The sequence below is a fragment of the Streptomyces sp. NPDC048650 genome (assembly GCF_043199095.1).
In the GTDB taxonomy this organism is placed as follows: domain Bacteria; phylum Actinomycetota; class Actinomycetes; order Streptomycetales; family Streptomycetaceae; genus Streptomyces.
In genome coordinates, this window is sequence record NZ_JBICVM010000003.1 from 368405 (window position 1) to 386437 (window position 18033).

At 71.9% G+C, this 18033-nt stretch carries 14 protein-coding genes; 6 read left to right on the top strand and 8 right to left on the bottom strand.

Annotated features, from left to right (window positions below):
- Positions 1-12 precede the first annotated feature (12 nt).
- On the top strand, positions 13-534 hold the full coding sequence (locus ACGFML_RS10955) for a DUF1203 domain-containing protein (RefSeq protein ID WP_393542252.1): 522 nt from the start codon (positions 13-15) through the stop codon (positions 532-534).
- Between the two features lie 91 nt (positions 535-625).
- Here the strand turns inward: ACGFML_RS10955 and ACGFML_RS10960 are convergent, their stop codons facing one another.
- A complete protein-coding gene (locus tag ACGFML_RS10960; RefSeq protein ID WP_393542254.1) occupies positions 626-1657 on the bottom strand; it encodes an aspartate-semialdehyde dehydrogenase in 1032 nt (343 codons plus the stop codon).
- 434 nt (positions 1658-2091) lie between these two features.
- On the opposite strand from ACGFML_RS10960, the gene ACGFML_RS10965 reads away from it, so the two are divergent.
- A complete protein-coding gene (locus ACGFML_RS10965; protein WP_393542257.1) occupies positions 2092-3834 on the top strand; it encodes a TIGR03767 family metallophosphoesterase in 1743 nt (580 codons plus the stop codon).
- 85 nt (positions 3835-3919) lie between these two features.
- Here ACGFML_RS10965 and ACGFML_RS10970 read toward each other — a convergent pair whose 3' ends face one another.
- Entirely contained in the window at positions 3920-4942 is a 1023-nt protein-coding gene (locus tag ACGFML_RS10970) for a hypothetical protein (RefSeq protein ID WP_393542259.1), read from the bottom strand.
- Positions 4943-5066: 124 nt separating this feature from the next.
- Complete coding sequence (gene pepN, locus ACGFML_RS10975) at positions 5067-7652, bottom strand: aminopeptidase N (protein ID WP_393542261.1); 2586 nt, start codon at positions 7650-7652, stop codon at positions 5067-5069.
- A 161-nt stretch (positions 7653-7813) separates the two neighbouring features.
- On the opposite strand from pepN, the gene ACGFML_RS10980 reads away from it, so the two are divergent.
- Positions 7814-8458: a DsbA family protein gene (locus ACGFML_RS10980; protein ID WP_393542263.1), complete on the top strand. Its 645-nt coding sequence runs from the start codon at positions 7814-7816 to the stop codon at positions 8456-8458.
- A 183-nt stretch (positions 8459-8641) separates the two neighbouring features.
- Here the strand turns inward: ACGFML_RS10980 and ACGFML_RS10985 are convergent, their stop codons facing one another.
- The 3 genes from ACGFML_RS10985 to ACGFML_RS10995 form a co-directional block, all read right to left on the bottom strand.
- Complete coding sequence (locus ACGFML_RS10985) at positions 8642-9283, bottom strand: superoxide dismutase (RefSeq protein ID WP_393542265.1); 642 nt, start codon at positions 9281-9283, stop codon at positions 8642-8644.
- A gap of 176 nt (positions 9284-9459) precedes the next feature.
- Entirely contained in the window at positions 9460-10887 is a 1428-nt protein-coding gene (locus ACGFML_RS10990; RefSeq protein ID WP_393542267.1) for an amino acid permease, read from the bottom strand.
- A gap of 246 nt (positions 10888-11133) precedes the next feature.
- Positions 11134-12546: an amino acid permease gene (locus ACGFML_RS10995; RefSeq protein WP_393542269.1), complete on the bottom strand. Its 1413-nt coding sequence runs from the start codon at positions 12544-12546 to the stop codon at positions 11134-11136.
- 312 nt (positions 12547-12858) lie between these two features.
- Here ACGFML_RS10995 and ACGFML_RS11000 point away from each other — a divergent pair, with 312 nt between their 5' ends.
- Complete coding sequence (locus ACGFML_RS11000; RefSeq protein ID WP_393542271.1) at positions 12859-13452, top strand: biotin transporter BioY; 594 nt, start codon at positions 12859-12861, stop codon at positions 13450-13452.
- Between the two features lie 63 nt (positions 13453-13515).
- On the opposite strand, the gene ACGFML_RS11005 is transcribed toward ACGFML_RS11000, so the two are convergent.
- Entirely contained in the window at positions 13516-15018 is a 1503-nt protein-coding gene (locus tag ACGFML_RS11005) for an amino acid permease (RefSeq protein ID WP_393542273.1), read from the bottom strand.
- Positions 15019-15231: 213 nt separating this feature from the next.
- Here ACGFML_RS11005 and ACGFML_RS11010 point away from each other — a divergent pair, with 213 nt between their 5' ends.
- Together ACGFML_RS11010 and ACGFML_RS11015 are read left to right on the top strand one after the other, a co-directional pair.
- Positions 15232-15717, top strand: a complete 486-nt coding sequence (locus tag ACGFML_RS11010) for a ribose-5-phosphate isomerase (protein ID WP_393542275.1) — start codon at positions 15232-15234, stop codon at positions 15715-15717.
- A 139-nt stretch (positions 15718-15856) separates the two neighbouring features.
- On the top strand, positions 15857-16693 hold the full coding sequence (locus tag ACGFML_RS11015; protein ID WP_393542277.1) for an Fpg/Nei family DNA glycosylase: 837 nt from the start codon (positions 15857-15859) through the stop codon (positions 16691-16693).
- Positions 16694-16769: 76 nt separating this feature from the next.
- Here the strand turns inward: ACGFML_RS11015 and ACGFML_RS11020 are convergent, their stop codons facing one another.
- Positions 16770-17999 carry a GNAT family N-acetyltransferase gene (locus tag ACGFML_RS11020; RefSeq protein ID WP_393542279.1) on the bottom strand — a complete coding sequence of 410 codons (1230 nt, stop codon included), beginning with the start codon at positions 17997-17999 and terminating at the stop codon, positions 16770-16772.
- Between the last annotated feature and the right edge of the window lie 34 nt (positions 18000-18033).

The following is an 18033-nucleotide window of genomic DNA, read 5'->3' on the forward strand; positions in this document are numbered from 1 at the left end:
CAGACTGGACACATGATCAAGTACCTCCCCCGCCCCATTCCCTCCGCCGCACTCCAGGAACTCCGGGCGGCCGACGACGCCGGCCGGCCCCTCGCCCCCTTCACCGCGGCGGGGGCCGACGCCCCCGTCGACTGCGTCGGCAGCCCGCTCCGCTGCTGCCTGCGGGACATCGCCCCCGGCGAGCGGATCGCACTCGTCGCGTACGCGCCGCTCCGGCGCTGGGCGGCCGCCACGGGGGCCGCACCCGGCGCGTACGACGAGCAGGGCCCGGTGTTCATCCACGCCGGGGAGTGCGCGGGGCCGGACGGCGACGGCGCCGGATATCCGTTCGCGCGCGAAGGGGCGCTGCGAACGCTGCGCCGCTACAACGCCGAGGGGCAGATCGTCGGCGGGCGCTACTTCGAGGTGCCGGCGGCGCCCGGGAGCGGGTTCGACGACGCCCTGGACGAGGCGTTCGCCGACCCGGAGGTGTCGCTCGTGCACGTACGGGCGCTGGAGCACGGCTGCTTCCAGTTCGAGGTGCGGCGCCCCTGAGGCGCGGCCGCCGCACACACGCCGGGTGCCCGTACGGAAGCGGTTCCGTACGGGCACCCGGCGTACATGTACTGGCGGGGGCGGGCCGGCGTCAGCCGCGCAGCTCCGCCGCGACCAGCTCCGCGATCTGCACGGCGTTCAGTGCCGCGCCCTTGCGGAGGTTGTCGTTGGAGAGGAACAGCGACAGGCCGTTCTCGGCGGTCTCGTCCGCGCGGATGCGGCCCACGAAGGACGCGTCCTGGCCGGCCGCCTCCAGCGGGGTCGGCACGTCGGAGAGGGTGACGCCGGGGGCCTTGGCCAGCAGCTCCTGGGCGCGTGCGGGGCTCAGCGGACGCGCGAAGCGGGCGTTGACCTGGAGGGAGTGGCCGGTGAAGACGGGGACCCGGACGCAGGTGCCGGACACCTTCAGGTCCGGGATCTCCAGGATCTTGCGGCTCTCGTTGCGGAGCTTCTGCTCCTCGTCCGTCTCGTTCAGGCCGTCGTCGACGATGGAGCCGGCCATCGGCAGCACGTTGAAGGCGATCGGGGCGACGTAGGTGTCGGGCTCGGGGAACTCCACCGCGCGGCCGTCGTGCACCAGCTTGCCGGCGTCCTGCTCGATGGCCTTGCGGGCCTGTCCCTCGAGCTCCGACACGCCGGCCAGCCCGCTGCCGGACACCGCCTGGTAGGTGGCGACGATCAGCGAGACCAGACCGGCCTCCTCGTGCAGCGGGCGCAGCACCGGCATCGCGGCCATGGTCGTGCAGTTCGGGTTGGCGATGATGCCCTTGGGCCGGTCGGTGATCGCCGACGGGTTGACCTCGGAGACCACCAGCGGGACCTCGGGGTCACGGCGCCAGGCCGAGGAGTTGTCGATCACGACGGGGCCGGCCTTGGCGACCTTCTCCGCCAGGGCCTTGGAAGTGGCGCCGCCGGCCGAGAACAGCACGATGTCCAGTCCCGAGTAGTCGGCGGTGGCCGCGTCCTCGATCGTGATCTCGGTGTCCTGCCAGGGCAGCGTGCGTCCGGCGGACCGGGCCGAAGCGAACAGTCGCAGCTGCTCGACCGGGAAGTTCCGCTCGGCGAGAATGCCCCGCATCACGCCGCCGACCTGTCCGGTGGCTCCGACGATTCCGATCCTCATGGGACTCCCTCTTTTTCCGGCCTGATGGAGATGTCTGCGTGGGAACATCTGCTCAGTAGTGCTCCCATCATGTGTGTGAACCCCGTCGCCTTGTCCAATCCGTTCCATTCCGTGGAGCGTGGGTAGGCGCGTCCGATTGAGGACCGACGGACGGCGGATGCCACGGAGGGTTGCGCCCGCGCTGCGCAGGGTGACTTCCGCGGCGGGAGTGGGCCGGTCGGGTTACCCCGCTACATGAACACCGGATGGCCGTCATGCGTTGCCGCGCGCGCGGGGCGATGGCGGGCCGGTGGCGCCGTGATCCCTGTGCGGTGATGGGCGAGCGGCGTTGCGGTGCCGTTCACTCGCAGGTCATTCCCGATGCCAACCATCCCAGGTGACAGGGCAGTTGTGCTGCCCGGCCGCCTTCGTGTTCGCTCTCGGGGAGTTCGCGCATGTCCCGTATACGGTCCGCCGCCGCCACTCTCGACCGCCGTACCTTCCTCGCCGCCACCGGCGCCATCGGTGCCGCCACCGGGCTGGGGCTCACCCTCGGCCCCGGAGGCGAGCGGCCCGCCGCGGCCGCCACGCCGGGCCCGGCCCCGGCGGCCCCCGGCCCGGTGTCCGCCCCCGCCGTCCCCCGCACCCCGTACGCCAAGGGCACCACCCTCGGCAGCGTCGCCACCCCGCGCGGCACCAGCGGCTACCGCCGCCTCGCCGACGGCCCCGCCTGGAGCCGGGTCGTGCGCGCCGAGCTGGCCGCCGCCCGCAGCGGGCGCGACCGGCGGCGCACCGCGCTGGCCTCGTTCGTGCAGTTCACCGACCTGCACCTGGTCGATGTGCAGAGCCCGCTGCGCTACGAGTACCTGCGCTCCGAGACCGCGAGCGCCTGGCGGCCCCAGGAGGCGCTCTCCGTCGCCGGGGTGATCTCGCTGATCGAGCGGATCAACGCGCTGCCGGGCGGGCCCGCCACCGGCGCCCCGCTGTCCTTCGTGATGACCACCGGCGACAACACCGACAACAACTCCAAGCTGGAGCTGGAGTGGTTCCTGACCGCGATGAGCGGCGGCCGGATCACCCCCAATTCCGGCGACCCGCGCCGCTACGAAGGCGTCCAGGACAGCGGCCTGGCCCTCTACTGGCAGCCCGACAGCGCCCTGCGGGACGCCGACAAGAAGCTCGGGTTCCCACACCTGAAGGGTTTCCTCGACGCCGCGATCCGCACCGTGCACAGCCCGGGGCTGCGGCTGCCCTGGTACTCCACGGTCGGCAACCACGACTCGCTGCCCGGCGGCTGCTATGCGCCCGGCGACCCCTTCTTCACCGAGATCGCCACCGGCGGCCGCAAGCTGGAGACGCTGCCCGCCGCCGAGGCGGCGAAGGTGTGGAAGGCGGTCAAGAACGGTCTCGACCCCAAGGGGCAGGACTTCAAGCGGCTGCTGAAGGCGCACGCCAAGAAGGCCCGCCCGGTCACCCCCGACGAGCGGCGCGCCCCCTTCACCCGCGCCGAGTACCTCAGGGCCCACCTCGACCCGGCCCGCACCGGCCCCGGCCCGCACGGCCACGGCTACACCGCCGCCCACCTCGCCGAGGACCGGCTCTACTACACCTTCCCGGTCTCCGACCACGTCCTCGGCATCAGCCTGGACACCACCGACCCGGGCGGGCACTACACCGGCTCGGTCGGCGACGCCCAGCTGCGGTGGCTCGAGCGCACGCTCCAGGAGAACGACAAGGGCGACCGGCGCCACGTGCTGGTGTTCAGCCACCACACCAGCAAGACGATGAACAACACCCGCCCCGACCCGGCCCGGCCGCACGAGAAGCGGCACGGCGGTGCCGAGCTGGTCGAGGTGCTCTCCGCCCATCCCGCCGTCGTCGGCTGGATCAACGGCCACAGCCACAAGAACGACATCACCGCGCACGGCGGCTTCTGGGAGATATCCACCGCCTCGCACATCGACTTCCCGCAGCTGGCCCGGGTCATCGAGCTGGTGGACAACCGCGACGGCACGCTGTCGCTGTTCACGACCCTGGTCGAGTCGGCGGCCCCGCACCGTACGGACTTCACCGACCTCTCCCAGACGGGCCTGTCCGCCCTCTACCGCGAGCTGTCGTGCAATGCGCCCGAGGCCCGCACCGATCTCGCGGGCACGGCCCGGGACCGCAACGTCGAGCTGCTGCTGAAGCGCGTCTAGCACCGCAGGGTGTGGTGGACCGGGGCAGGAGCCGTGGTGGGTTGCGGTGAGTGGTCGGCCGGGAAGCCGGGGCGTTCGGGCCGTGCTACCGGGGCAGTACGACCACATACGCGCTCGGGTCGCGGTCCTCGGCCGCCATCAGGGCGGTACGCACCACCGTGGCCTGCTCGGCGGGGGCGTCGCGCAGGGCGCGCGGCCGGCAGCGCACCACCGTGATGCCCAGCCGCTCCAGGTGCTCGCGCTTGCGGTCGTGGGGGGCGTGCGGTGCGTCGGCGTCCGCGCGCGGCGCCCGCGTGTCGATCTCCAGGGCCACCGCGTGCTGGGGCCAGTAGGCGTCCATGCCGCCCAGGTGCGGGCCGCCCGGCAGTCGCAGATCGACGTTCCAGCAGGGGTCGGGCAGGCCGTGGTCGCGCACCATCGCGTACAGCCGCTGCTCGGCCAGCGCCCGGCCCTCGGCCATCAGGGTGTCCACCGCGTCCACCACATGCGGCCGGGTCAGCAGCCGGGCCCGGCTCAGCTCGCGTACCAGCGCGGCGGCTTCGCAGTGCCCGCCGCGCACCGCCTCGGTCAGCAGCCGGCGCACCGACGACGCGTCGGTGAGCCCGCCGACCGCGTCCGCCAGTGCGCGCGGGACCGGCGCGGTGGGCACCCCGGTCACCTCCTGCGGCACCGGCAGCTCCGGTGCCCGCACGATCTGCGCGAAGCCGGTCGAGCGCAGCCGCCGGGTGCGCGCGACCAGGACCTCGATGCGGTCCAGGGCGATCAGCGGGGGAGCGGTGGTGAAGCCGTGGAGGGCGAGCGCCGCCAGGCCGGTGATCATCGCCGCCGGGGCGTCCGGCCGGCCACCGCTCTGCGGGGGCACCGTCGGTCCCCGGTGGCGGGCGTAGAGCAGCACCGCGTGCAGCCGTTCCTCGCTGGTGGGCGCCCCCGGGTGGAGCAGGTACACGCCGGGCAGGACCTGCTGCCAGGGACCGCCGGCCCGGCAGCGCTCCGTGGTCTGGGCGGGCAGTACGCCGTGCTCGCGCAGTTGATGGGCGGTCAGCACCTGGCAGCGGGTGTCGGAGAGGTGGCGGAGGGGGAGCGGGGAGACCGGGGTGTCGTGGTTCATGACCCGGCCATTCCCGCCCCCGCTCCGCCCGATAACCGCTGTTACACGCCCGTGCCACAAACCGGACAACCCTGTCCTCAAGTACGGGCGTTCGACTGCCGAAAGGGGCTGGTCGCGAAGCGGGTTACGGCCGGGGGCCGGCCGCCTCGTCACAAGCCTGTGCGCGCAGCGCGCGGCCGAGATCGTCCCGCTCCTCCGCGACCATCCGGCGCAGCGCGGGCGCCGCGTCCGCGTGCTCCGCCAGCCAGGCGTCGGCCGCGTCCAGCGTGGACTGCGCCACCAGCCAGCCCGGGAACAGTCCGCGCACCACCGACATGGCGATCTCGATGGACCGCTCCTGCCACACCCGCTCGACCATCTCGAAGTAGCGCGGTGCGTACGGCGCCAGCAGCTCCCGCTGCCCGAACTGGACGAACCCACTGATGGTGGCCTCCACCAGGGCGTTCGACAGCGCGTCGGACGCGACCACATCGGCCCACGCCTGCGCCTTGATCCCGGCGGACGGCCGTGCGGCGAGGCAGCGGATCTGGTGGCGCTTGCCCGAGGCGGTGTCGTCGCGGGCCAGCTCGGCGGCGATCACGGACTCGTCCGCGACGCCGTGCGAGGCCAGCGGCTCCAGGAACGTCCAGCGCAGTTCCTGGTCCACCGTCAGGCCGTCGATCCTCGCCGTACCGTCCAGCAGCCCCTGGAGCAGCTGCAGGTCGGCCGGGCTCGACGCCACCGAAGCGAAGTGCCGCGCCCAGGCGAGCTGGTGCCCGCTGTCCGGCTCGGCGAGCCGCAGCTCGCGCAGCGCGCCCTCGGCCAGCTCCCGGGCCGCGGCCTCGCGCCGGCCCGGCGCGGAGTACTGCTCCAGCGCCACCCGGGCCTGGGCGTGCAGCGACTGCAGGACGCCGATGTCGGTCTCCCGGCCGGCGAAGCGCAGCACCAGGTCCAGATAGTCGCGGGCCGGCATCAGCCCGTCGCGGGTCAGGCCCCACAGCGCGGCCCAGCACAGCGCCCGCGCCAGGGGGTCGGCGAGCTCGCCGAGCCGGGCCCGCAGAGTGGTCAGCGACCCCTCGTCGAACCGGATCTTGCAGTACGTGAGGTCCTCGTCGTTGACCAGGATCAGCTCGGGCCGCTCGGTCCCGGCCAGCTCCGCGACGACCGTGCGCGGCCCGGAGACGTCCACCTCGGCGCGGGCGTAGCGCACCAGCGCGCCGTCCTCCCGCCGCCGGTACAGGCCCACCGCGACCCGGTGCGGTCGCAGTTCGGGGTGCGAGGGGGCCGCCTCCTGGAGGATGCTCAGTTCCGTGATCCGGTCCTGTGCGTCGTAAGTGGCCTGCGGTGTCAGCGAGTTGACTCCGGCCGTCTCCAGCCAGGCCCGCGACCAGGCGGCCATGTCCCGTCCGGACGTCTCCTCCAGGACGGACAGCAGGTCCGCGAGGCGGGTGTTGCCGTACGCGTGCCGCTTGAAGTACCGCCGCGCCCCTTCGAGGAACGCGTCCTGTCCGGCGTAGGCCACCAGCTGCTTGAGCACGGCCGCACCCTTGGCGTAGGTGATGCCGTCGAAGTTCAGCTTGGCGTCCTCCAGGTCACGGATGTCGGCGGTGACCGGGTGGGTGGACGGCAGCTGATCGGCGCGATAGGCCCACGACTTGCGGCGGTTGGCGAAGGTGATCCAGCCGTCCCGGAAGCGCGTCGCCTCCACCAGCGAGAACGCGCCCATGAAGTCCGCGAACGACTCCTTGAGCCACAGGTCGTCCCACCACTGCATGGTGACCAGGTCGCCGAACCACATGTGCGCCATCTCGTGGAGGATGACGTTGGCCCGGCCCTCGTACGACGCCTGGGTCACCTTCCCCCGGAAGATGAACTCCTCGCGGAAGGTCACACAGCCGGGATTCTCCATCGCCCCCAGGTTGTATTCCGGCACGAACGCCTGGTCGTACTTCCCGAACGGATACGGGTAGTCGAAGTGGTCGTGGAAGAAGTCCAGTCCCTGCTTGGTGACGGTGAAGACGTCGTCCGCGTCGAAGTGCCGGGCGAGCCCCTTGCGGCACAGCGCGCCCAGCGGGATCTCCAGCTCGGTGCCGTCCTCGAAGGTGCGGCGGTAGCTGTCGGCGACGTAGTGGTACGGGCCGGCGACCACGGCCGTGATGTACGTCGAGATCGGGCGGGTCGCGAGGAACCGGTGCCGGCCCTCCTCCGGCTTGCCCTCCGCGGCGCCGTTGCTGAGCACGGTCCACCCGTCCGGGGCGGTCACCTCGAACGTGAACGGCGCCTTCAGGTCGGGCTGTTCGAAGTTGGCGAAGACCCGGCGCGCGTCGGCCGGCTCGTACTGGGTGTAGAGGTAGACCTCGCCGTCCTCGGGATCGACGAAACGGTGCAGTCCCTCGCCGGTCCGGCTGTAGGCGCACTGCGCGTCGACGATCAGGGTGTTCTCGGCGGCCAGCCGGTCCAGGGCGATCCGGGTGCCGTCGAAGACCTCGGCCGGGTCCAGCTCCCGGCCGTTGAGGGTGACGGACGTGACCGACGGGGCGAGCAGATCCGCGAAGGTCGCGGCGCCCGGCTCGGCGCAGCGGAAGCGGATCGTGGTCCGGGAGCGGAAGGTCGCGGCCGTCTCGCCGGGCAGTACCGCTGAGCGGACGTCCAGCGCCACGTCGTACCCGTCAACGCTCAGCAGCCGGCCCCGCGTCCGGGCCTCGTCCCGGGACAGATTCTCACCTGGCACGACGTGACTCCCTCGTCCTCGTCTCGAATATCGAACACTGGGAATCATGGCACGGTGGCCGGTTGTTGAACCGTCCGCACGGCAGGAACCGTCCGTGGCACCACACCACACGGCACTGCACCGCTCTGCACCGCACCGCACCGCTCGCCTGAGGAGACCCCGTGTCCGACGCCGCGAAGACCCCAGCTGACTTCTGGTTCGACCCCCTCTGCCCCTGGGCCTGGATGACCTCCCGCTGGATGCTGGAGGTCGAGAAGGTCCGCCCGGTCGAGGTGCGCTGGCATGTGATGAGCCTCGCGGTGCTCAATGAGGACCGGCTCGACGAGCTGCCCGAGGAGTACGCGGAGAACATGCGGCCCGGCGGCAAGGCATGGGGCCCGGTCCGGGTGGCGATCGCCGCCCAGCAGCTGCACGGCGACGAGGCGGTCGGCACGCTCTACACCGCGCTCGGCACCCGCTTCCACAACGAGGGCCTGGGAGTCGGCCGTGCGTCCATCGAGGCCGCCCTCCAGGATGCGGGCCTGCCCGCCGACCTGATCGAGTACGCCGACAAGGACACCTACGACCAGGAGCTGCGCGCCTCCCACCGGGCCGGCATCGAGCTGGTCGGCCAGGAGGTCGGCACCCCGGTCATCGCCGTCCCCGGCTCCGACGGCGACCAGATCGCCTTCTTCGGCCCGGTCGTCACCCCGGCGCCCAAGGGCGAGGAAGCGGCCAAGCTGTGGGACGGCACGCTGATGGTCGCGTCGATTCCCGGCTTCTACGAGATCAAGCGGACGCGGACGCAGGGCCCGATCTTCGACTGATGCGGAGACACGAAGCCCCCGCGAGTCACGTCCTCGCGGGGGCTTCGCTCATTCCGCCTGCCGGGTGAAGGTTGAGAAGACGATCACGAGGCAGGACGCGGCGGAGGCGCTACGGGGGACCGCGACGTCGCGTCGTCCGCCGCGTCGCGGGCGGACGGGACGTCGTGGGCCACCCCTACGGCCTCACGGCGCCAGCAGCAGGTTGTTGGCGCGCTGCTTGGCGGACGTGTAGCGCTTGGCCACGTCCTGCCAGTTGACGACCTGCCACATCGCCTCGATGAAGTCCACCTTCTGGTTCTTGTACTGGAGGTAGAAGGCGTGCTCCCAGGCGTCGAAGACCAGGATCGGCACCGAGCCCTGGCCGACGTTGCCCTGGTGGTCGTAGATCTGCTCCACGATCAGCCGGCCGGTCACCGGCTCGTAGGCGAGCACGCCCCAGCCGGAGCCCTGGGTGGTGGCGGCGGCCTTGGTCAGCTGCGCCTTGAAACCGGCGTAGGAGCCGAAGCTCTCCGAGATGGCGTCGGCCAGCTCGCCCACGCCGTCCTTCTCGTGCGGCTCGCCGCCGCCGTCACCGGACATGTTGTGCCAGTAGATGCTGTGCAGGATGTGCCCGGAGAGGTGGAACGCGAGGTTCTTCTCCAGGCCGTTGATGCCGCCCCAGGACTCCTTGTCGCGGGCCTCGGCCAGCTGCTCCAGCGTGTCGTTCGCGCCCTTCACATACGCCGCGTGGTGCTTGTCGTGGTGCAGCTCGATGATCTCGGGGCTGATGACCGGTGCCAGTGCGGAGTAGTCGTAGGGGAGTTCCGGAAGTGTGTAGGTCGCCATGCCGATCCCGCCTCCAAGCTGCATACATGCAGTAGTTGCAAACAATGTGCAAGAGCACGCTATCAGCAGGAGCGATCACGGGACGGTCGCGGGGAGCGGCCCGGTCCCAAAGACGTAAGGCGGGGCGGGACCTTTGCAGGAGGTCCCGCCCCGCCTCACGGGGAAGCCGGTGTGCGCTACGCGCCGCTCCGGGCCACCGCCCGCTGCCGGATCAGCCCGACCACGGTCAGCACCACTCCGAAGCCGCCGGTGAACAGCAACTGGATGCGCTGGTTGTCGTCGCGCAGCATCAGCAGCAGGACGCCGACGATGCCCACCAGCGCCACGATGGTCAGGACGGGGAAGGCCCACATCTTCACCACGAGCTTCTCCGGCGCCTCACGTTCCAGCTGCCGCCGCATCCGCAGCTGCGCCACGGCGATGAAGCCCCACACCACCAGCACGGCCGCGCCGACCATGTTCAGCAGCCACTTGAAGAGCGTCTCGGGCCACAGGAAGCTGAAGAGGACCGCGAGGAAGCCGAAGGCGGAGCACAGCAGCACCGCGCGGCGCGGCACGCCGCCGCTGACCTTGCCGAGGAAGGCCGGCCCTTGGCCGCGGGAGATGAGGGAGTACGCCATCCGCGAGGCGCCGTAGAGGTTGGCGTTCACCGCCGAGAGCAGCGCGACCAGGATGACGACGTTCATGATCTGGCCGGCCGCCGGGATCTCGAGGTAGTCCAGGACGGCGACGTAGGGGCCGCTCTTCGCGATCGAGGGGGCGCTCCACGGGATGACGGTGACGATGATGGCCATCGAACCGACGTAGAAGAGGGCGATCCGCCACATCGCCGTGCGCACCGCGCTGGCCACGCCGCGCACCGGGTCCTTGGACTCGGCGGCCGCGATGGTGACCGTCTCCAGCCCGCCGTACGCGAACACGGAGGCGAGCAGGCCGACCATCAGACCGTCCACGCCCTTGGGCAGGAAGCCGCCGTCGCCGGTGAGGTGTGAGGCGCCCGGGGCGCCGGTGCCGGGCAGGGCGCCGAAGATGGCGAGCAGGCCCAGGATCAGGAAGATGCCGATCGCCGCGACCTTCAGCGCGGCGAACCAGAACTCGAACTCACCGAAGTTGCTGACCGCCGTCAGGTTCGTCCCGGTGAAGAGCACCATGAACAGCAGCACCCACATCCACGGCTGGCTGCCCGGGAACCAGTGGACCATGATGTCCGCGGCGCCCAGCGCCTCGGCCGCCACCGCCACACACAGCAGCGCGGTGAACATCCAGCCCACCGTGAAACCGGCCCAGGAGCCGATGGAGCGCTCGGCGTGCACCGAGAAGGAGCCGGAGGCCGGGTTCGCCGCAGCCATCTCGCCGAGCATCCGCATGATCAGCATGACCAGCGCGCCGGATATCGCATAGGCCAGCACGATCGAGGGACCCGCGGCGGCGATGCCCTCGCGGGAGCCGACGAACAGGCCGGCACCGATCACGCCGCCCAGGGCGATCATCGAGAGGTGGCGCTGCTTGAGGCCGTTCGACAGCGCGGGGCCGCCGTCCTGACCGCCCTGGACCGCGTCGGTCTGCTGGCGCGTCGGCGCAGCGGACGAGGGTGTCCGATTCATGTCGTACCTGTCCCAGTATGTGAGAGCGAAGCGGGGTGATACTGCGTTCTCCCGGGGCAGCCGACGGCTCAACTCCAGGGGTCCTGCGGTGAAGCGCGCTCAGTTTGAGCGCCGCTGTCCGCTCAGGGCAACAGTCGTGCAGCGAATGTTCGCTATTCAGACGAGATCGTGACCGTGTGTGTCCGCTTCGTCGTCCATTGCGACGCGGTGTGAGCCCCGCCTCAGCCCCGGAACCGCCGGGTGCGCTCAGGCCCGCGCCCGCCGCGCCCGCACCTCCCGCAACCCCGCCACCGCCAGCACCGCCGCCGTCGCCCCGGCCGACCACAGCAGCTGCGGCCGCGCCGCGTCATCGGTCAACATCAGCACCAGCACGCCGCTCATCGCCACCAGCGCCACCCAGGTCAGATACGGGAACGCCCACATCCGCAGCGTCAGCGTCCCGGGCGCCTCCCGTTCGATACGCGGACGCAGTCGCAGCTGCGAGACGGCGATCAGCCCCCACACGAACAGCAACACCGCGCCCACGGCGTTGAGCATGTAGAGGAACACCGAGTCCGGCCACTTCAGATTGAGCAGTACGGAGACGAACCCGAAGGCGACCGACGCCAGCACCGCGCGTCGCGGCACCCCGCCCCCCGACACCTTCAGCAGCCCGCGCGGCGCCTCGCCCCGCTCGGCCAGCGAGAACACCATTCGCGAGGACCCGTACAGATTGGCGTTCAGTGCCGACAGCAGCGCCACGAAGACCACGATGTTCATGATCTGCCCGGCGCCCGGCACTCCGATGCTGTCCAGCACCGCGACGTAGGGGCTCTGCCCCGGCCGCATCGACGACCACGGCAGCAGCGTCACGATGACCAGCATCGAGCCCACATAGAAGAAGAGGATCCGCCACACTGCGCTGCGCACCGCGCGCCCGACCGCCCGTACCGGATCGTCCGACTCGGCCGCCGCGATGGTCACGACCTCCAGCCCGCCGAAGGCGAACACCACCGCCAGCACACCGGAGATGACGCCCGACCAGCCGTTCGGCAGGAAGCCGCCCTGACCGGTGAGGTTCGCCGTGCCCACCGGATCGGTGTCCGGCAGCACCCCGAAGACCGCCAGCAGGCTCAGCACGAGGAACAGCACGATCGCCGTGACCTTCAGCGCGGCGAACCAGAACTCGAACTCGCCGAAGTTCTTCACCGCCGCCAGGTTGGCCACCGTGAACACCGTCATGAAGACCAGTACCCAGGCCCACTGCGGAACGCCGGGCACCCACCCGTTCGCGATCTGCGCCGCGCCGGTCGCCTCCACCGCCAGCACCACCACCAGCAGGAACCAGTACAGCCACCCCACGCTGAAGCCCGCCCAGCGCCCCAGGGCCCGCTCCGCATGCACCGAGAACGCACCGGAGGCCGGCATCGCCGCCGACATCTCCCCGAGCATCCGCATGACCAGCATCGCCAGCGCGCCGGCGATCAGATACGACAGCACGATGCCCGGCCCGGCCACCGAGATGCCCGCGCCGGAACCCACGAACAGGCCCGCCCCGATCACCCCGCCCAGGCCCATCATGGTCAGGTGCCGCTGCTTGAGGCCGCCGGACAGCGGCTCCCGCTCGCCGGCACCCCCGCCGAGCGGGGCGGTCCCGGTGGGGTGCGTGGTGTCGTGCATGGGCTCGTACTCTCGCAAGGTGTGCTTTGGGGGAACTCCACAGGACTCCGCGGGGCGCCCCCAGTTTCCCCGCCCGCCGCGCGCTACCACAAAACCGGCCCCCTGCCGGGGCACGGGCCGTGATGAGCGTCACGCGAGCGGTGCGGAGGCCCGGCACGCCAACAGGTCTGGCCGTTCCGGTGGTGGGGCAGAACTCTCCAAGCGGGCCGGTGCGGCTTTGTCGCCGCCACACGATGATCGCCACCGGCTCCCTGGACTAACGTCAACGCGACCCGTCCTGCCCGGACACCACTCACCACCCGCGGAGCCCCGATGAGCACTGCAGCCTTCCCCCGCCCCGATGCGGTCCTCGCCGACCTGCTGCCCGCCACCACCGCCACCCGCGCCCGCGTCCGCGACGCCGCGCTGGTCACCGGCGGCGCCGTGCTCACCGGCATCGCGGCCCAGATAGCCGTCCCGGTTCCCGGCTCCCCGGTCCCGGTCACCGGCCAGACCTTCGCGGCCCTCCTGCTCGGCGCCTCGCTGGGCGCGCGCCGCGGCCTGCTCTCCCTCGCGCTCTACGCCCTGGCGGGCATGGCAGGCATGCCGTGGTTCGCGGGCGGTGCCTCGGGCGCGGGCGGCGCCACCTTCGGCTACGTCCTGGGCATGCTGCTGGCCGCCACCACCGTGGGCGCCCTGGCCCGGCGGGGCGGCGACCGGGGAGTCCTGCGGACGGCCGCCACGATGGCCGCCGGCACGGCCCTGATCTACGCGGTCGGCGTCCCCTACCTCGCCCTGAGCACGGGCATGTCCTTCGGCCAGGCGGTGGCCGTCGGACTCGTCCCGTTCCTCATCGGCGACGCCCTCAAGGCCGCACTGGCCATGGGCGCGCTGCCGGCCGCGTGGAAGCTGGCGAACCGCCGCTGACCCGGCCGCGGACGCACCCGGGCCCCGCCTCACCGCACGGTGAGGCGGGGCCCGTTGCGCTGTCTACCGCGGTGCCGGCTGCGCGTCGGCACCCGCCGGGTCCGCGGCGGCCGTCCGCGGCCGCCGCCGGTCCAGCTCCAGCCCGATCACCAGCACCACGACGGCCGCGACCACCGAGAGCACCATCTGCTTCCGCCCGTCGGGGGCGTAGAACATATAGCCGATGACGAACACGATCAGCGCGATCGTCGCGTAGGTCAGCCACGGGTACAGCCACATCCGCACCGTCAGCCGCTCCGGCATCTCCCGCTCGATGACCCGCCGCATCCGCAGCTGGGAGAAGCAGATGACCAGCCAGACGAAGAGCGCGACGGCACCCGACGAATTGAGCAGGAACTGGAAAACGGTGTCCTTCGACGTGTAGCTGAAGATCGTCGCGATGAACCCGAAGGCCACCGACGCCCAGATCGCGACGGCCGGGACGCCCCCCTTGTTGACGGTGGCGAACGACTTCGGCGCATCCCCCCGCGCCCCGAGCGAGAACGCCATCCGCGAGGCCGTGTAGAGCCCGGAGTTCAGACACGACAGCACGGCGGTCAGCACCACCACGTCCATCACGGTGCCCGCATACGGAATGTCCAGCGACTTCAGCACGGCCACGTACGGGCTCTTGTCCACCGCCGGGTCGTTCCACGGCAGCAGCGTCACGATCACCGCGATCGACCCGATGTAGAAGATCGCGATCCGCCAGATCACGCTGTTGACGGCCTTTCGCACGGCCAGCACCGGATTGGGCGACTCGCTGGCCGCCAGCGTCACGATCTCGCTCCCCATGAAGGAGAAGACCACCAGCAGCATGCCGGAGAGGATCGCCCCGGGACCGTGCGGCAGGAAGCCGCCGTGCCCGGTGAGGTTGGCCGCCCCCACCGCGTGGTCGCCGGGCGGCAGCCCGCATATCGCCAGCGCGCCGACCACGATGAACACCACGATCGCGACGACCTTGATGCCGGCGAACCAGAACTCGAACTCTCCGAACGAACCGACCGAGATCAGGTTGGTGCCGGTCAGCACGATCATCACCAGCAGCGCCCAGGCCCACTGCGGGACGGCCGGGACCCAGCCGGTGAGGATCGCGGCCGCGGCGGTCGCTTCGACCGCCAGCACCACCGACCAGAAGAACCAGTACAGCCAGCCGATGGTGAAGCCGGCCCAGCGGCCCAGCGCCCGGTCGGCGTAGGCGGAGAACGATCCGGAGGTGGGGGAGGCCGCGGCCATCTCTCCCAGCATCCGCATGACCAGCACGACCAGCAGGCCGGTCAGTGCGTACGAGATCAGAATGCCGGGCCCGGCGGCGGCGATACCGGCCCCCGAGCCGACGAACAGGCCGGCGCCGATGACCCCGCCGATCGCGATCATCGACAGGTGGCGGTTCTTGAGTCCTGCCTGCAGCCCGTTCTGCGACTGCCCCCCGGTGGGTCCGCCGCCGGGTTCGCCGGCATTCGGGACCGCTGGGGTGGTGAGGCTGCCCCCCGCTCCTTCAGAGCGTGGGGGAGGGTGCGCGCCCATGTGCACCGTCCTTGAGTGGTTCATGGATGGGAACCCCCGTATTAGAACGTCGTTGATCCGTCGTTTGGAAGGCCTGCGGCCGGATCGTTGCCGGAAACGCCGGTCGATTGCCCGATGCGCATGCGTACGGAAGGCGGGGGTGGCCTCCCGTACACGCCGGCACGGCACGACCCGGCGGCGCCTACCCGGGGCGGGCCGTGTCACACTCATCGCATGCGCGTGTACCTCGGCTCCGACCATGCAGGTTTCGACCTCAAGAACCACCTCGTCGAGTGGCTCAAGGCCCATGGCCACGAGCCCGTCGACTGCGGCCCCCACATCTACGACGCCCAGGACGACTACCCGCCGTTCTGCCTGCGCGCCGCGGAGCGGACCGCAGCCGACCCGGACGGCCTCGGCATCGTGATCGGCGGCTCCGGCAACGGCGAGCAGATCGCCGCCAACAAGGTCAAGGGTGTCCGCGCCGCACTGGCCTGGAGCGTGGAGACCGCCCGGCTGGGCCGCGAGCACAACAACGCCAACGTCATCTCCGTCGGCGGCCGGATGCACACCCAGGACGAGGCGACCTCGTTCATCGAGGTCTTCCTGAGCACCCCGTACTCCGGCGAGGAACGCCACACCCGCCGCATCGAGATGCTCTCGGTCTACGAGACCACCGGCGAACTCCCGGCCGTTCCGGCACACCACCCGCAGCCGTAACACCCCGTCCGCACCGTCACACCGTTCTTCCCCCTGTCCGCGAACAGGAGGCGCCGGGCCGCTGCGGCCCGGCGCCCGGGCGCCGCGGCACCGGCCGGCCGCCGGCGTCCCGGCGCCGCCCCGCTCGAGAAGGAGCCCCGTGCCCGAGGGCCACACCATCCACCGCCTGGCCCAGGACTACGCGGACCGCTTCCTGGGACACCAGGTCCGGGCGACCAGCCCGCAGGGGAAGTTCTCCGGCGGCGCGGCCCTCGCCGACCGGCAGGTGCTGACCGCCACCGAGGCCCACGGCAAACACCTCTTCCTCGGTTTCGCCCGGGAAGCCGGCGCCGCCCAGGCCGACTGGATCCACATCCACCTGGGCCTCTTCGGCAAGCTCGGCTTCGGCGCCGCGCCCGCCCCGCCGCCCACCGACACGGTCCGCCTGCGCCTCGCGACGCCCACCGCCTACGCGGACCTCCGCGGCCCCACCACCTGCGCCCTCATCGCCGCCCCCGAGAAGCGGGCGATACACGACCGCCTGGGCCCCGACCCGCTCCGCCCCGGCGACGACGGCGAACGGGCCTGGCGGCGCATCAGCCGCAGCCGCAGCACCGTCGCGGCCCTGCTCCTGGACCAGAAGGTCATCGCGGGCGTCGGCAACGTCTACCGCGCCGAGGTCCTCTTCCGCCACGGCATCGACCCCTACCTACCGGGCCGCGACCTCACCCGTCCCCAGTGGGACGCGATCTGGCAGGACCTGGCCGCCCTCATGCGCGAGGGCGTACGCCACAACCGCATCGACACCGTCCGCCCCGCACACACACCGGAGGCGATGGGCCGCCCGCCCCGGGTCGACGACCACGGCGGCGAGGTCTACGTCTACCGCCGCGCGAACCAGCGCTGCCATCTGTGCGGCGCGCAGATCCGCACCGCGGAACTGGCCGCCCGCAACCTCTTCTGGTGCCCCGGCTGCCAGCCGGCGACGGGCGCCTGACCGGGCCCGACGCAGGCCGGAACGGGCGGTCGCCCGCGCGCCACCGCCCGCCCGCGTGCCGCGGCCGCCGGGCCCCTCAGAACCCGTGCGGCAGCCACGGCGCCACGTCCGACCCGAACGCCGTCGAGGCCGCCCCCACCGCACCGGGCCGCAGCTCCCGCACCCGCCCGGCAGCGGCCAGCGACGACAGCGTGAAACCGCCCAGGTAGGCGGAGCCCAACTCCCGCACGGACAGGGCGAGATCGGCCGCATCGGTGGTCCGTTCGCAGCGCGCGCCCGTCCCGTCGCCGGACAGCCGCCACCGGCCCTCGTTCCAGGGGCAGAACGGATCGGCGACCTCCAGCACCACGTCCACCGGCGTCCGGTACGTCCGTGCCGCCAGTGCCGCGCCCACCTCCACCGGCCGCACGAACAGCGACTCCCGCAGACCGATCCCACAGCGCCGCATGTCCGCCACCAGATGCGGCAGCGGATCGTCCACCGGCCGCGACCGCACCGATATCGACGACGTCAGGTCGATGCCGAACAGATAGCGCCACAGCGCCGCGTACACCACCGGATCCAGCGCCTGGGCGTCCCGCAGCCGCACCGTCCCGCACGGTCCGGCGGCGTCCTGTTCCGGCGTCACCGCATAGCGCGCATACCCTCGCACCTCGCCGTCCACCTCGGCCAGCACACACTGCAGCCCCCCGGCGCCGCCGCGCGCGGCGGGCGGGTCGAGGAGGCCGAACCGATCCCGGCCCGGATGCCGCGCCACCATCCCCGGCCGTGCCGGCACGAGCCGCCCGTAGACCCGCTCGCACGCGTCCAGGCCCGCCTCCGGATCCACCAGCCGTATCCGCACGCCGTCCACTCCCGGCAGCTCGGGCGGGGCCAGCCGCAGCGTGTCCACCGTCATGCGCATCTCCACGGTGGCCGGGCCGTAGCCGAACCGCCCGTAGATCGCCGGCTCCGTCGCGGTCAGCACCGCCAGCGCCTCGCCCCGTTCACGGACGTCGTCCAGCTGATGCCGCATCATTGACCGCAGCACTCCGCGCCGGCGGTGCGTCGGCAGTACGGACACCAGGGTGACGCCGGCCGCCGCCACCTCCGCCCCGCCCGGCACGGTCAGCCCGAACGTGAAGGCCGAGGCGGTGCCGACCCAGCCGTCGCCGTCCCGGGCACCGAAGGACCGGTCGACCTCGGTGACGCCCCGCCACACGGCGACCTCGTCCGGCTCCGAGGGAACCCCGCCGAACACCACGTCCAGTGCGCCGAACCACGCGTCCCACTCGTCCGCCCCCAGCGCACACAACTCTGTTGTCATGGACCATCCCTAGCAGGACGCTCTCCGGCCGCGC

Bases quoted from the DNA above. Each gene is read 5' to 3' on its own strand.
- ACGFML_RS10955 (WP_393542252.1), top strand. From the start codon at position 13: ATGATCAAGTACCTCCCCCGCCCCATTCCCTCCGCCGCACTCCAGGAA.
- ACGFML_RS11020 (WP_393542279.1), bottom strand. From the start codon at position 17,999: ATGACAACAGAGTTGTGTGCGCTGGGGGCGGACGAGTGGGACGCGTGG.
- ACGFML_RS10995 (WP_393542269.1), bottom strand. From the start codon at position 12,546: ATGCACGACACCACGCACCCCACCGGGACCGCCCCGCTCGGCGGGGGT.
- ACGFML_RS11010 (WP_393542275.1), top strand. From the start codon at position 15,232: ATGCGCGTGTACCTCGGCTCCGACCATGCAGGTTTCGACCTCAAGAAC.
- ACGFML_RS10970 (WP_393542259.1), bottom strand. From the start codon at position 4,942: ATGAACCACGACACCCCGGTCTCCCCGCTCCCCCTCCGCCACCTCTCC.
- ACGFML_RS10985 (WP_393542265.1), bottom strand. From the start codon at position 9,283: ATGGCGACCTACACACTTCCGGAACTCCCCTACGACTACTCCGCACTG.
- ACGFML_RS10990 (WP_393542267.1), bottom strand. From the start codon at position 10,887: ATGAATCGGACACCCTCGTCCGCTGCGCCGACGCGCCAGCAGACCGAC.
- ACGFML_RS10960 (WP_393542254.1), bottom strand. From the start codon at position 1,657: ATGAGGATCGGAATCGTCGGAGCCACCGGACAGGTCGGCGGCGTGATG.
- ACGFML_RS11000 (WP_393542271.1), top strand. From the start codon at position 12,859: ATGAGCACTGCAGCCTTCCCCCGCCCCGATGCGGTCCTCGCCGACCTG.
- ACGFML_RS10965 (WP_393542257.1), top strand. From the start codon at position 2,092: ATGTCCCGTATACGGTCCGCCGCCGCCACTCTCGACCGCCGTACCTTC.
- ACGFML_RS11005 (WP_393542273.1), bottom strand. From the start codon at position 15,018: ATGGGCGCGCACCCTCCCCCACGCTCTGAAGGAGCGGGGGGCAGCCTC.